Origin of the sequence: Fictibacillus phosphorivorans (genome assembly GCF_023715845.1) — a bacterium.
Taxonomy (GTDB): domain Bacteria; phylum Bacillota; class Bacilli; order Bacillales; family Fictibacillaceae; genus Fictibacillus; species Fictibacillus phosphorivorans_D.
On record NZ_JAMBOR010000019.1, the window covers coordinates 1 to 13,286 of the forward strand.

Consider the following 13,286-nt stretch of genomic DNA (forward strand, 5'->3'; position numbering starts at 1 on the left):
AGAGTTACTTGGTGACGTCCTTCAGTAGTATGCTTAGATAACATGTATATTTCTCCCCTCAAACATTATCTACTTTAATTGTACAATAAAAAAAGCTTGTAGACATGACTTTGTCTACAAGCTGAGAAGATCGACTAGTTAAAGTCGATCTTCTTTCAGGTACTACTTTCTTTATTTTTCTCAGGGTAATCACATAGTTCAATAATTTGCCCTTGTGAATGAACAGGATTCATATAGATCAATCTTCGACCATAAGGATTGATACGATATGTATCTTTTAAAAAGGTGTATCCTTTTTTCTCAAAGTCTTCAATTGTCTTCATTAGATCATCTACTGCATAAGCTAAATGATGAACACCCTTCCCATTCTGCCTGATAAAACGTTCAATCGGAGAAGTTCTACTCGTAGGTTCCAACAGCTCAATAACCTGGTTTTCCATTTCAATCACGGCAATATGCGTTTCGACTCCAGGCTTCTCACTCGTATAGCGTTCCGTAAGTTTCCCACCTAAGACCGTTGTATAAAATTCAATCGCCTCATCGATCCTTCTAACGGCAATGCCCGTATGATCAAGCCGCATTACATTCACCTCTTCCACTTGTTGAGTAGAATTATAAAGATTTAATCTCTTTTTCGCAAAAAGGGTGATTCTTCAAAAGAGAATCACCCTTTAAATTTTATTTTATTCTTATTTTTTCCTTGCCCTGAACCCAGTCCGGATAATAACTCAGCTTTAGTTTAATCGGCTCTTTACGTGTATAAAGAGCTGGAACAATCTACAATCACAAACAAATCATCTTTATGAACAGCTTGAGCTTTATTTAAAAGGAGATACAACTCTTTCGGCTCATGAAAATAATTACTCTGTAAGTAGATTTCTTGTTTTTCATTATATGAACCAGTTCCTGTTATACCATTCGTAATCTTACCCCAAACCTCACCTTTTTCGTCAATAATTCGTAAATCCTCAAGATGGAGAATCTGTTTGTTGTAACTTGGATCTGCTTCTAGATACACAGCTATTCTTAGAGGATAAACGATTACTTTCTCAACATTAATCTTTTGGCCTTCTAATTCCATCGTTTTATTGATGGGATATACTTTTTTCTTTTTAAAGTCTTTTAACGTAATCGGCAAAGAGAATTTTTCTCCACTTACTTCAATATCAACCATATATTCTTTTGTAGTTAACGGCTTTTCAAAGAAATACTCAATCTCTCCACTATATGAAATGTTGACCTTTCTTTGATTCATGTGGAGCACCATAAGAAATTGTTGCCTCGTCAAGGACAGTTCCATCTGTAGCTTTGATCTTTACCTGATCAATCTGCAAAGATTTCTGCTTTTCTTCAGAGTGGAGAGTAGTATAGAACAATTCCCATTTCATCTGCTATTGTTCCATCCAAAGTAACTTTCAAACCATTTTTTACTTCAGAAGAAACACCTAGTTCCTGATAATATTTATTTTCAACTGCAGCCATTCTTCCCTTATCCTGCCTGATGAGGTCGACGATTTTTTCCATACCAGGAATCTCAGCGATATAGTTTGCAAACACTGGAGAAATTCGAATCGATGAGAATAATCCAATGAATAAAAGAGCGGCTGCTATAAAACTATAAAAACTTTTTCTCTTTCTTTTAGATTTTCGTTCTCCTTTAGCTTTATTAAAACCTGTCAAAATAGCCTGATCTAAATTTTCAAGGGATAAAGGAACATGGTCATATTCCTTTTTAAAGTCGTTCAATTGCTCCTCTTTTCTTTTAAACATTGAGGTTATCCCCTTTCTCTTCAAGTTTTTCTCTTAGTGCTTTCAATGCTTTGTTTAGCCAAGTCTTAACTGTTCCTTCTGGACATTCCATGGTCCCAGCAATATCTTTTATCTTCAAGTCATGAAAGTATTTTAAAGTAAGTATTTCACGGGACCGTTCGTCTAGCCCAAGCATCGCATCCCGGAGTTCCATCTCCGAGTGATCCTCTTTCATCCCAATGGATTTCAACAATGTTTCATTATTAACAACTCGTTTTTGCTTTTTAAGTTGGTCATTGCAATAGTTGATCATAATTCGAATCAGCCAAGTTTGAAATAAGTTGGTTCTTTAACTTTCCGAATTCCTTTATAAGCACGGTATGTTACTTCTTGTATCGCCTCAAGAGCTTCTTCCTCATTTCGTAAAAAGGAGAGCGCTGTTTTATATAGATCCACTTTATATATGTGAATAAGCTGCAAAAAAGCATCATCGTTCCCTTTAACTGCTTTTCTCACTAACTGTTCTGTCTCCAACTTTTCGCCTCCTAACCCCTTACCTATATATTAGACTCTGGAAAATGGAAAAAGTTTTAGAAAACATAAAATAATTTATTAAGGTTTTAGCTTGTTACTAAAAAAATGATATGATGATCAATAGAAATAAAACCATGCCATGGAGGATTACATTGAAAAAGTTAGTAAAAGTAGTAGCCGCTGTTATCGAAAATGAAAACAATGAAATCTTATGTGCTCTAAGATCGCCTAAAATGTTAATCCCGAATATGTGGGAGTTTCCTGGTGGAAAAGTTGAACCCGGTGAGGATTTATTTTCTGCCCTAAAAAGAGAAATTAATGAAGAATTAGGATGTTCCATTGAAACCATTGATCTCTTTAATGAACATACTCACGAATATGAGACATTTAATATTAATCTCATTGCGATTAAGAGCAAAATAACCAAAGGGATTCCTAAAGCCAATGAACACTCTAAATTAATATGGCTAAAAAGAGAAAATCTTTCGGCATTAAAATGGGCTCCTGCAGACATTCCAGCTGTTGAGCAACTAATGAACGAATAAAAGTCTAGACTTCAAACAAGAAGTCTAGACTTTTATTATGAATTCATTATATAAACTTGCTGGAACTTCATTCTCAAGCTTAATTTTAACAGTTATCGGTTTTTCACCCTCATAAGCAACTGAGTCTCCTTTACCGATATAAATAAAAGGTTCTGTTTTCCCATCAATTTTCCCAAACTTACGCACAAAAAGATGTAAATGGACACCTCTTTGTTTATTATGAATGATATTTTGTCCTCTTTCAGAGTGCTGCGTAGTACTATTTACAGATTGCCACTGAAGATACTGTTCGCTCAGGAATTTATCCTGATAATTTATACTCTCTTTAATGTCTTCCTCTTTATGTAAATCAATAAAAAGAAAGTATTCCTTACCATTGGCTAGTAAACCCGAGCCTCTAAAAGAGCTATGAGTTTTTCTGTAATTCGAAAGAAATGCAGCATCCATCATCTGATACTGCTCATATAGTTTAAAATGCGGTACCCCATAATATTCTTTTTTGTATTCCTTTTCGTATCTAAAGATTCCATATGTCACAATATCTTCTACAAATTTTCTGTATTCACTATTCTCCAGAACTCTTTTATACAAATCTGTTTTAAAAAGTTTATTGTCTACTAAAACAAATAACCGAGGCTTACTTTTCTTCTGACCACTATCAAAATATTTATGATCCAAACATTCAAAAGCATGCAATATACTGTCTTTATCTACATTTTTAATTAACTTTAAGATTTCATTTTTTGCTTCGTTTATACCAATAGACTCATGTTCTAATAAAAAGTTAATAATGACAAACTCATAGATCCTCTTAAGTGGCAGATGACTAGACAATTCTTTTATAGTGGCTTCAAAATGATCGCCTAACAAAAGGGTTTTTAGCTTTTCATCCTTTTCTACTTTAGCTACAAAATGCAAATAAGATTTCTCTCTATTTATAAATTTTATAGGATCAGGAGCTCCATCAAATTTAAGGTAATCCAACAGAAGGTATGGGATATGCCCTTGATTTAACTTCTTGAATTCAAAGTATTCTTCTTTTAGGTATTTCATAGAGTTGAAATTTTCATTATCGATTTGCTCTAGTATTCTTTCTTGCGATATTTTGTCCATGTGGATATGTGTGCAACCTGGGATATTCGCGAAACCCGTGACTATCGCAATCTTCAAACTCTCTTTATCGTAATAACGACTACCATTGAGAGCTAAAGCGATTAAGAATGTTTTATTATGGTTCCCTATGAAATCTAATACGGTAAGAAAACTTTTAGTAGCATGTTTTCTTAGTCCTCTTCCTAATTGTTGAATAAAAACAATAGGTGAATTTGTTGGTCTTAACATGAGGACAGAATTGACAGAAGGTATATCAACTCCTTCATTGAAAATATCCACTGTAAATATAAATTCTAATTTGTCGGAGTCGTCTTCTAATCTATTAATATACATTTCTCGTTGAGATGGAGAATGCTCTCCAAATAAACATACACTGTTGTAACCTCTTTTATTAAACTCTGTCGCCATGTATTGTGCATGTTCTATACTTGCACAGAAACCTAAGCACTTTCTTTTATCACCATCATGACCATAAAACTCCATCTTTTCTATTATAAAATCCACACGTTCGTTTATTTTTAATCTTTTCGTGATCTCTGCTATATCATCAATATGAACATCACTAAGATCAATACTTTCAATATCAGTGATCCCAAAGTAATGAAAGGGAGTGACAAGATCATCTTCTAAAGCTTCATGTAGTCTCACTTCTAAAGCTACGTTATTATCAAATAGATCAAAAACATTCCCACTATTTGTCCTCTCAGGAGTAGCTGTCATTCCCAAAGTAAAATTAGGGTTAAAATAATTTAATACTTCTCGATAAGATGGACTAATAGCATGGTGTGCTTCATCAATAATCATATACTCAAATTCATTTCTATCGAATTCTTGGTAACATTTTGATAGGGTTTGTATTGTAGCAAAAATGTAATCAGCATTTTTCTGTTTGGAATTCCCCGTTAACAAACCAAATCTTAGACCTTCATTAGGTAAAAGTGTTTCGAATGTATCTTTTGCTTTCTTAAGGATTTCTTCTCTATGAACGATAAATAACAACCTCTTAGGTCTATTACGTTTTACATCAAAAGCTGACATATACGTTTTACCCGTTCCTGTAGCAGCGATCACGAGTGCTTTCTTCTCATTAAAATGTCGGAGTCTTTCTAGATTTTCTACTGCACGTTTCTGCATCCTATTAGGGACAAAATAACCTTTATGTTCATAAATGACTTGTTGAAATGGTGTTTTCTTAACACTCTTTAAGAATGCTTCATAATCTTGAATAAAATCCTCATTAGCTTCAGCACTTGATTCCCATAATGCATTGTATTCTTTTAATACTTTTTTTATAAAATTAGCATCCTCTTTAGCGATAACTTCAACATTCCATTCTATATTGCTTTTGAGCGCACTTTGAGTGATATTTGATGAACCAATAATAACTTTGAATGAATCTTTGTATTCAAATATATAAGCCTTTGTATGAAACCCTACATCTTTATCTGTAACAAAAACTTTTAGTTCGACGTTATCAAATTCTTTCATTTTTTCTAACGCTTTTGCATCTGTAAAGTTCAGGTAAGTTGAAGTGATAATCTTACCTTTCACTCCCTTTTCTCGTGCTTCTTTTAATGGATCAAGCAAAAGTTGAAGCCCGCTAAAATTCACAAAAGCCACACTAAAATAAAACGAGATACACTCATTCATTGAATGAATAAGTTCCCCAAGTAAGTTTTCTTTATCTGAGTTGACGATTAACTTCTTCTCAAAGTCCATAATAATCCCCTAATACCAAAATTTTCTTTCTGTTACTTAGAAATACTACTATAAGCAGCTTTTAATAAAAAGATCATAATCTTAGTTAAAGTGCTTTTTTCAAAAAAAAGAACTCATTAATGAGTCCTTTTTTAAACACTTGTTTAATTAAAACATCCCCAACGCCTTCTTTGTGGCTGGTCCTACAATCCCATCCACTTTTAATTTTTTTGCCTTCTGAAACTTCCGAACGGCTGCGTCTGTATTTTTCCCAAAGATACCATCAATGCCTTTTGTGCTGTATCCTAATTGCGTTAATCTTCGTTGCAGCTCCATGACTTCGGCTCCGCGGCTTCCTTTTTTCAGATTCACGGTTGAGGCTACTGGCACTGTTTGAGCGTTAGTAATTTTATATCCATTCGCTGCTGCTATTGTTGGAAGTGTCTTGCTTGAAGTAGTGATAACGACTGGTGTATTCACTGGAATTCTGGCGTAAAGCCATTGCACATCGTTGTTATACATGCGGATACATCCTGCACTGACATATTTTCCAATGGAACTTGCATTATTGTTTCCATGAATCGCATAGGTTGTTCCCCAAGTCCCTCTTGCATTTAGCCCGAGCCATCGGTTGCCTAGCGGGTTTCGGGGATCTCCACCCGGTATTTTCCCTGTATAATAAGGCCGATTTAAAATCTTGTTTACAATTTTAAATTTCCCTTCTGGTGTGTAGGAGGGTAGTTTACCTGTCGCAACTTTGAACACTTTCGATAATTTATTATTCTCGAAATACGCTAATTGGTTTGTAGATTTATTGATCACGATAAAGGACGAAGATGCTGCATGGGCCGGTTGCACGAAAAAGAACATAAAGCAAAACATGAGTAACCCGATCATTAATTTTTTCGTTTTCATTCTTTCTCTCCTATTCCTTATTGAAATAACAAATCCTCATATTCTATGCGAGGGAACAGGAGATGCATTACTGTTTTGTAAAAAAAATTAATCAAAAAAACATGAATATTCGGGGTAACCCATGAATAGACTGATAGGTTATATTTAATTTAAGAATGAATAGCTAAAGGAATGAGTATACTTGCGCAAACTAAATCATGAAAAACAAAAAAGAAGTGACGATACGGGAAGCAAATAAAGAAGATGCCCAATGCATTATCGACTTTTACAACGTGGTTGGTGGTTAAACAGATTTCCTTTCTTTCGGAGCAAACGAATTTAAGCGGGATTTAGGAGAGTATGAAAACCACATTACAGAAACCTAAATGAGCCAAATTCTATTATGTTGCTGGCCCTCATAAATTCTGAAATCATCGGTATCGCCACCATTCATTCCTCACAAAAAGAACGAATTAAACATGTTGGAACACTAGGGATCGTCATTTCTAAAAAGTATACGGGTTTGGGATTAGGCAAGTACTAATGAACGACCTCATCGGATGGGCTAAACAAAATGGCGTGACCAAAAAGATCAGTCTCGTCACCAATGAAACCAATACCGTTGCGATCGAGCTTTATAAAGCGTTGGAGTTTGTGGTGGAAGGAGTACTGAAAAAAGACAATTTTATTAGAGGTGAATATCGAAACACGGTAATGATGGGGTTATTACTTTAAGGATTTATAAGTGGGCTGATCAACGTCAGCCTTTTTTTAATGAAAAGATCGAATAGAGATTTTCACGGTACGTGTTCTTTTATTCTGTTACACGTTCGCGCAAAATGACCCTCGTTTCGCTCAAAATCCTCGAGTTACGCTCAGAATCGCCGAGCTACGCTCTAAATTCCTAGTCTTCGCTAAGAATGGGCGACTTTTCGCTCAAACTTGCTGGTTTAAGTCTTACTTAGTATTTAAAACGGCTTGATAGACAGTCACGTTTGCTTGAACTCATAACCTCATCTAGTTTTGATTCATCAAAACGTCCTTTTTTCTCTTTTTTGATTTAAAAAAGGGCTTGAACTCAAAAGATTTATAACTTTTGAATCAGCCCCACATTTTTTTATTCAATTGTGAAGTAAACTGCTAAAATCCCTGTATCCATTCACTCTTATTCCCCTTTAATCTCAAGCAGCTTCTGTCTTAATCCGATCTCCATGGATGCGAGTTCTTCTTCTGCCAGACGGCGCTTCATGCGTCCTTCTTCTTGAATGCGAAGCGTTTCTTCGAGTGTAGAGAGCAAGTTTTCCTGGGTTTTCTTTAAAGTTTCAATATCGATTAAGCCGCGCTCATTTTCTTTAGCTGTTTCAATCGTATTGCTTTTGAGCATCTCTGCATTTTTTAATAAAAGTTCATTCGTTGTTTTAGAAACTTGTTTTTGAGCTTCTACCGCATTACGTTGTCTGATCAATGTGAGTGCAATCGCTACTTGGTTTTTCCATAGCGGGATCGCAGTCATGATGGACGATTGAATCTTTTCAATAAGTGCCTGGTTCGTATTTTGAATAAGGCGAATCTGGGGTGCACTTTGAATGGTGATTTCACGGCTTAATTTTAAATCATGGATGCGTTTATCTAAGCGATCAGCAAATTGGACCATGTCGTTTACTTCCTGGAACTTCATTTGATCATTTGTTTGCTCCGCTACTTTTCTCATTTCAGGGATCGTGACTTGATTCAATTCTTCCAGCTTCAACTCGCCTGCAGCAATATATACATTCAGCGCCTCGAAGTATTCCTTATTGTTTTCATACAATTTCTCCAGCATAACGATATCTGACATCAGTACATTTTTGCTTCCATCCAGTTTTACCGAAATGCGGTCAATTTGTGCACCAGTCTTCTGATACTTGGAAAGCACTTCTTGAACAGAACCGGAAATCTTACCAAACATGCGGCCGATCAATGTTGGTTTATTCGGTTTTAGTTCTTCAGGATTTACATCTTGAAGCTTTCTCATCAAGTCACCAATGATCTCACCGATTTGGCCTGTGTCTTTCCCTTTCACATGTTCCAGCATCGTGTTAGAAAAGGAATGAAGCTTCGCTTGTGCAGGTGCTCCGTAAGTGATCATTGACTGGTGGTTGCTCGGATCGATCTGCTTAGCTAATTGATAAGCCTTTTCTTTATTTTCTTCTGGCAGAACATCAATCAAACGAATCTGTTTGTTTTCCCCTTCTTGCAAGTTTTGTTCCTTCTCTTCACCAAACGGATTAGCCAGCAAGTCATCCATCAGGTTGGTTGGTTCATTTGTATGATCAAACAGGGGTGCGTTATTTTCTTTCATTTATATCTCCTGCCTTTTTAATAGATTGTGATTCTTTCAATGATTGAATCGAATACTTTGCGACATCGATTTCATAATGAAGATCTTCTATATCATTTGACAAAACCTGGTACAAATCCTTTTCGATGTATTCCTTTAACTCATCGAGGGTTCGTTTCGTTTCTACTAAAGATTTGGTAAGTTCCTTTGTTTTTCGAGGCTGTGCTGATAGAAACATATATTTTTCCGTAAGTTCAACAGCTGAATCCAAATGCGAAAAGTAAAATTGTTCAGCTAGATAAAAACGTCTTGGCTCTTTTTGAGTTAAGCTATATATCTTCCGCACGACCCGCACTAGATCCACTCTTTGCTTTAAGGTTGGCAGGTCTCTGACAGAAAGCAGTGCTTTTTGGAGACGATTGATCTTTGGTTTGGCTTCGTCTAAATTGTGTCTGATGTATTTATATTCTCGTCTTGATAGTTGATGGCTGTTCAAAAATCGCTGCTTTTGCAGAAGCCCTGTTGCTGTATAGGCGGCAGCTCCACCTGCCACGGCGATTCCAGATGACATAAGATACGACTGTTCATACGCAATGATACTCGCCAGCCACACTCCTACTGATGATGGGACAGCAACAAACATGCGGATAAAAAAAGCTAAAAATCCGTTCATTGTAATCGACTCCTGACATGAACTCTTTATTAATCATACGAATGTACAAGTTTTATAGTTTCATTTTTTCATGAAAAAAGTTCCTTATACATAGTTTCTAGTCTTACCTTATCGGAACCTTCCTAAAATAACCATGGCTTCAGGAAGTAATGTGCTCTAAGACTTAAGGCGTATTTATTAAAAAAACTCACCTGGGTTAATACAGGTGAGTTTGGATTAGCTATATTTACCTTCATTGTAACGTATGTAGGATTAGAACCAAACAAAACAAAGACGCTGAATATGCATATATCACATAAACAGCGCCTTTAGCTTATACTCACACTATTCACTTAAACTTTCTTTCCTTTCTTACTAATACACAATGCTAGTTATTTATCCCATAACTAGACTTCAATTAATTGTCCGTTCAATCAATTGCCTTGCATTAGATCAATATTTTTCCTTCACTCTGGTTTCCCACATGCCCACACGCTGCGAAAATAGTTTTCACCGGCTATTTCCATCTGCAACATGATCCTAGCATGCTTCGCTCACATACGTCATTGGAATCATCCTCTTTCGTATTGTGTATTGCGCGTTCCCGCATATTCACACATCTCGAAATCAGTTTTCACGGGCTGATTTCTACCTGGATGTGATTTAATATGCTTCGCTTACTTGCGTCATTGGAATCACGCCTTCCTTGTAAAGGTGGTGTTTCTTTGTAAATACATATTAACCTATTTTGAACGTATTTCAAATATTCAGAATAATCAATATTATGTGATTTCAGTTGATTTTATTCCTCTTTTGTTTGTCATACTTCTTTTTTCGTAATGTTTCTTTATCTTTCATCATATTTCAACAATCTAATTATTAAACTTTTTTATTAGGCTCTCACCTATTCGATTCTTCTCTCATAGAATGCATCTAGGAAACACAACTAACTATAAGAGGAGTGTTTTTAACATTGGCTGGAAAAATATTAAATTACTATGCTGGCGGCAATACAGCAAGAGGTTTTCATAACTTATTTGAATCGAACTTAAATGACCTTGAACGTCTTTTTATCCTTAAAGGAGGACCAGGAACGGGAAAATCCACTTTGATGAAAGCCATCGGGAAGAAATGGAACGAAGAGGGTTACGATGTTGAGTATATACATTGTGCTTCTGATAACGGTTCGATCGATGGGATCATTTTACGTGATTTGAAGGTTGGTATTGTGGATGGTACGGCTCCGCATGTTATTGAACCAAAAGCTCCGGGTGCCATTGAGGAATATGTAAACTTAGGTGTTGCCTGGGACTCAAGTAAGCTCGCTAAGAACAAGGAAGAAATCCTGAAGCTATCCGAGGACATTTCTGCCGATTTCCAAACGGCCTATTCGATCTTTCACGAAGCACTTCTTGTTCATGATGAATGGGAAAAGATTTATATCAAGAACATGGACTACAATAAGGCAAATGAACTGACAGATGAACTGATGCATAAATTCTTTTCGAAAAAGCAGAACAAACAAGGCAAGGTCTATCATCGTTTCTTAGGGGCGGCTACTCCGCTAGGAGCGAAGGATTTTGTTCCAAATTTAACAGAAGGTTTAAAGGAAAGATATCTTATTAAAGGACGTCCAGGCTCGGGTAAGTCCACCATGTTAAAAAAGCTCGCAGCCAACGCAGAAGCCTCTGGTTACGATGTAGAGATCTACCACTGTGGTTTTGATCCAAACAGCCTCGATATGATTATTGTGAGAGAACTTGGCTTTGCGATTTTCGACAGTACTGCTCCACACGAGTATTTTCCTGAGCGACCAGGAGATTCCATTGTTGATATGTACGCAAAAACGATTACACCAGGTACAGACGAAAAGTATGCAGCTGAGCTAAAAGTGATTAGCTGGCGATATTCTGAAAAAATGAAAGAAGCCATCAGCTTTTTAGCAGAAGCGAAACGAAAACATGATGAGTTAGAAAAATATTATATAGAAGCGATAGATTTTACAAAGATTGATGAAATTCAGAAGTCACTCCATGCAGAGATTGAAAAGAGAGCAGCTGCAAGACAAAAATAACTTAGAATAGGCCACCATTTTTCTTATGGTGGCTTTTTTTGATATGATGAATACACGTTAAATCATACATATGGAGGACTAGCTATGAATACGAAGGAAGGCAAATTGGTTCAAGATCTATATCACCGCTTTTTAAACTCGTGGAACGACAGAAATGCTCAAGGAATGGCTGACCACTTCACCGGTGATGCTGAGATGATCGGCTATGATGGCAGTCAGGCGATCGGACGTGAGGAAATTTATTCACATTTAAATCCGATCTTCGAAAACTTTCCTACCCCGCCTTATTACGGAAAAGTGAAGAGTGTTTCTTTTTTAAGCGATAATGCTGCGATTCTTCGTGCTATAGCTGGGATGGTACCGATCGGAAAGACAGAACTTTCTCCTGAGCTGAATACTCATCATACAGTTGTTGCTATAAAAGAAGGCGAAAGCTGGTTCATTAAGCTATTCCAAAACACACCAGCACAATTTCATGGCCGGCCTGAACTTTTAGAAAAAATGACGGATGAACTAAAAGAATTGTTAACTAAATAAAAGAACCCGCTGGTGTCAGCGGGTTTAACTTTTTCTATAACTAATGCTTACCTAATAAGTTCAATATTCCTTTGTAGATCAATACTGCTGCAAACACTAACACAGTTAGGATAGCGATAATATTGATCGCTGGAGCGAACGGAGCTAAAAACGTTCCGCCTAACGGCAAGCCAAGGAGAAAATAACCAGCTAGTAAAGCACCAATCAATGTTAACACGTTTGTATTAGACATGTTGCGCCTCCTTATAACAGATTTTCCTGCTTGTTATAAGGTATGCATGATAGGGCCAAGTGGTTAAAAGCGGAAAATATGCCGCATTTCTCGTTAATCGTTTAATAGATTCGTATAGTCTTTGTTCGGTACAATGCCTTCTTGACCTGCACGATTTAGAAGCGTAGTAATCGCTTCAAACCCTTTTTCACCAAGATCAGCGGTAAAATCATTTACATAGAGATTGATGTGAGACTGAGCCACTTCTGGAGACAGCTCGCTCGCATGCTGCATCACATAATCTTTTGACGCTTCAGGATTTCTCCATGCATATTCTACTGATTCTTTTATCCATTTTGTAATAGACTCTAAATCTAGTGAACGGCGTGCGATGATCGCGCCTAATGGAATCGGGAGTCCAGTATCTTCTTCCCACCAATTCCCCATATCCGCAAGCATCGTCAGTCCATAGTCTTGATAGGTAAACCGTGCTTCATGAATAACGAGACCAGCGTCAATTCTTCCATCCTTAACGGCAGGCATGATCTCATTAAACGGCATCACAATGATCTCACCTACTCCGCCTGGAACATTTTGTGCTGCCCACAAACGGAATAGCATATAAGCAGTCGAGCGTTCACTTGGAACAGCCACCTTTGCCCCAGAAAGCATTTCAGGGTTCACATCACCTGCTTGGTTTACGAGAACGAGCGGACCACATCCACGTCCTAGCGCACCACCACAAGGAATAAGAGCATATTTATCAAGTACCCAAGGCAAAGCAGCATAAGAAATTTTCAAAATATCGAGTTCATCTGATCGAGCTGCTAAACCATTTGTTATATCGATATCTGTATAAGTAACATCAAATTCAGGAGCATCTGGTACAAGGCCATGAACCAGAGCATGAAAAACAAACGTATCATTCGGACAAGGAGAAAAAGCAATACTCATTTTAC

Annotated in this window: 14 protein-coding genes and 1 pseudogene; 4 read left to right on the forward strand and 11 right to left on the reverse strand. The window is 36.7% G+C overall.

Annotated elements, in window-relative coordinates:
• Positions 1–155 precede the first annotated feature (155 nt).
• The 5 genes from M3206_RS14160 to M3206_RS14180 all read right to left on the reverse strand — a co-directional run bounded on the left by M3206_RS14160 (position 156) and on the right by M3206_RS14180 (position 2,283).
• Positions 156–581: a VOC family protein gene (locus M3206_RS14160; RefSeq protein WP_251313165.1), complete on the reverse strand. Its 426-nt coding sequence runs from the start codon at positions 579–581 to the stop codon at positions 156–158.
• A 170-nt stretch (positions 582–751) separates the two neighbouring features.
• A complete protein-coding gene (locus M3206_RS14165) occupies positions 752–1,255 on the reverse strand; it encodes a DUF5643 domain-containing protein (protein ID WP_251313166.1) in 504 nt (167 codons plus the stop codon).
• A gap of 95 nt (positions 1,256–1,350) precedes the next feature.
• The gene (locus M3206_RS14170) at positions 1,351–1,770 is read right to left on the reverse strand and encodes a DUF4179 domain-containing protein (protein WP_251313167.1); all 420 of its coding nucleotides are present in this window, start codon (positions 1,768–1,770) and stop codon (positions 1,351–1,353) included.
• Complete coding sequence (locus M3206_RS14175; RefSeq protein ID WP_251313168.1) at positions 1,763–2,062, reverse strand: RNA polymerase sigma factor; 300 nt, start codon at positions 2,060–2,062, stop codon at positions 1,763–1,765. The genes M3206_RS14170 and M3206_RS14175 overlap by 8 nt, the downstream gene beginning before the upstream one ends.
• Positions 2,063–2,070: 8 nt before the next feature.
• On the reverse strand, positions 2,071–2,283 hold the full coding sequence (locus M3206_RS14180) for an RNA polymerase sigma factor (RefSeq protein ID WP_251313169.1): 213 nt from the start codon (positions 2,281–2,283) through the stop codon (positions 2,071–2,073).
• A 152-nt stretch (positions 2,284–2,435) separates the two neighbouring features.
• Between M3206_RS14180 and M3206_RS14185 the strand changes: the two genes are divergently transcribed.
• Complete coding sequence (locus tag M3206_RS14185; protein ID WP_251313170.1) at positions 2,436–2,828, forward strand: (deoxy)nucleoside triphosphate pyrophosphohydrolase; 393 nt, start codon at positions 2,436–2,438, stop codon at positions 2,826–2,828.
• Positions 2,829–2,852: 24 nt separating this feature from the next.
• Here the strand turns inward: M3206_RS14185 and M3206_RS14190 are convergent, their stop codons facing one another.
• Together M3206_RS14190 and M3206_RS14195 are read right to left on the reverse strand one after the other, a co-directional pair.
• Positions 2,853–5,660, reverse strand: a complete 2,808-nt coding sequence (locus tag M3206_RS14190) for a DEAD/DEAH box helicase (protein WP_251313171.1) — start codon at positions 5,658–5,660, stop codon at positions 2,853–2,855.
• 147 nt (positions 5,661–5,807) lie between these two features.
• Positions 5,808–6,554 (reverse strand): L,D-transpeptidase family protein, encoded by a 747-nt coding sequence (locus tag M3206_RS14195; protein ID WP_251313172.1) that lies wholly within the window; start codon positions 6,552–6,554, stop codon positions 5,808–5,810.
• A 382-nt stretch (positions 6,555–6,936) separates the two neighbouring features.
• Here M3206_RS14195 and M3206_RS14200 point away from each other — a divergent pair.
• Positions 6,937–7,268: pseudogene (locus tag M3206_RS14200) on the forward strand (N-acetyltransferase family protein).
• Between the two features lie 430 nt (positions 7,269–7,698).
• Here the strand turns inward: M3206_RS14200 and M3206_RS14205 are convergent.
• Positions 7,699–8,874 (reverse strand): toxic anion resistance protein, encoded by a 1,176-nt coding sequence (locus M3206_RS14205; protein ID WP_251313173.1) that lies wholly within the window; start codon positions 8,872–8,874, stop codon positions 7,699–7,701.
• Positions 8,861–9,526: a 5-bromo-4-chloroindolyl phosphate hydrolysis family protein gene (locus M3206_RS14210; protein ID WP_251313175.1), complete on the reverse strand. Its 666-nt coding sequence runs from the start codon at positions 9,524–9,526 to the stop codon at positions 8,861–8,863. The genes M3206_RS14205 and M3206_RS14210 overlap by 14 nt, the downstream gene beginning before the upstream one ends.
• A 952-nt stretch (positions 9,527–10,478) precedes the next feature.
• On the opposite strand from M3206_RS14210, the gene M3206_RS14215 reads away from it, so the two are divergent.
• Both M3206_RS14215 and M3206_RS14220 read left to right on the forward strand, forming a co-directional pair.
• Positions 10,479–11,579 carry a PRK06851 family protein gene (locus M3206_RS14215; protein ID WP_251313177.1) on the forward strand — a complete coding sequence of 367 codons (1,101 nt, stop codon included), beginning with the start codon at positions 10,479–10,481 and terminating at the stop codon, positions 11,577–11,579.
• Between the two features lie 84 nt (positions 11,580–11,663).
• The gene (locus M3206_RS14220) at positions 11,664–12,116 is read left to right on the forward strand and encodes an SgcJ/EcaC family oxidoreductase (protein WP_251313178.1); all 453 of its coding nucleotides are present in this window, start codon (positions 11,664–11,666) and stop codon (positions 12,114–12,116) included.
• A 40-nt stretch (positions 12,117–12,156) separates the two neighbouring features.
• On the opposite strand, the gene M3206_RS14225 is transcribed toward M3206_RS14220, so the two are convergent.
• Together M3206_RS14225 and M3206_RS14230 are read right to left on the reverse strand one after the other, a co-directional pair.
• Positions 12,157–12,348, reverse strand: coding sequence for a hypothetical protein (locus M3206_RS14225; protein ID WP_251313179.1), 192 nt, complete (start codon positions 12,346–12,348; stop codon positions 12,157–12,159).
• A 93-nt stretch (positions 12,349–12,441) separates the two neighbouring features.
• A complete protein-coding gene (locus tag M3206_RS14230; RefSeq protein ID WP_251313249.1) occupies positions 12,442–13,281 on the reverse strand; it encodes a 1,4-dihydroxy-6-naphthoate synthase in 840 nt (279 codons plus the stop codon).
• Between the last annotated feature and the right edge of the window lie 5 nt (positions 13,282–13,286).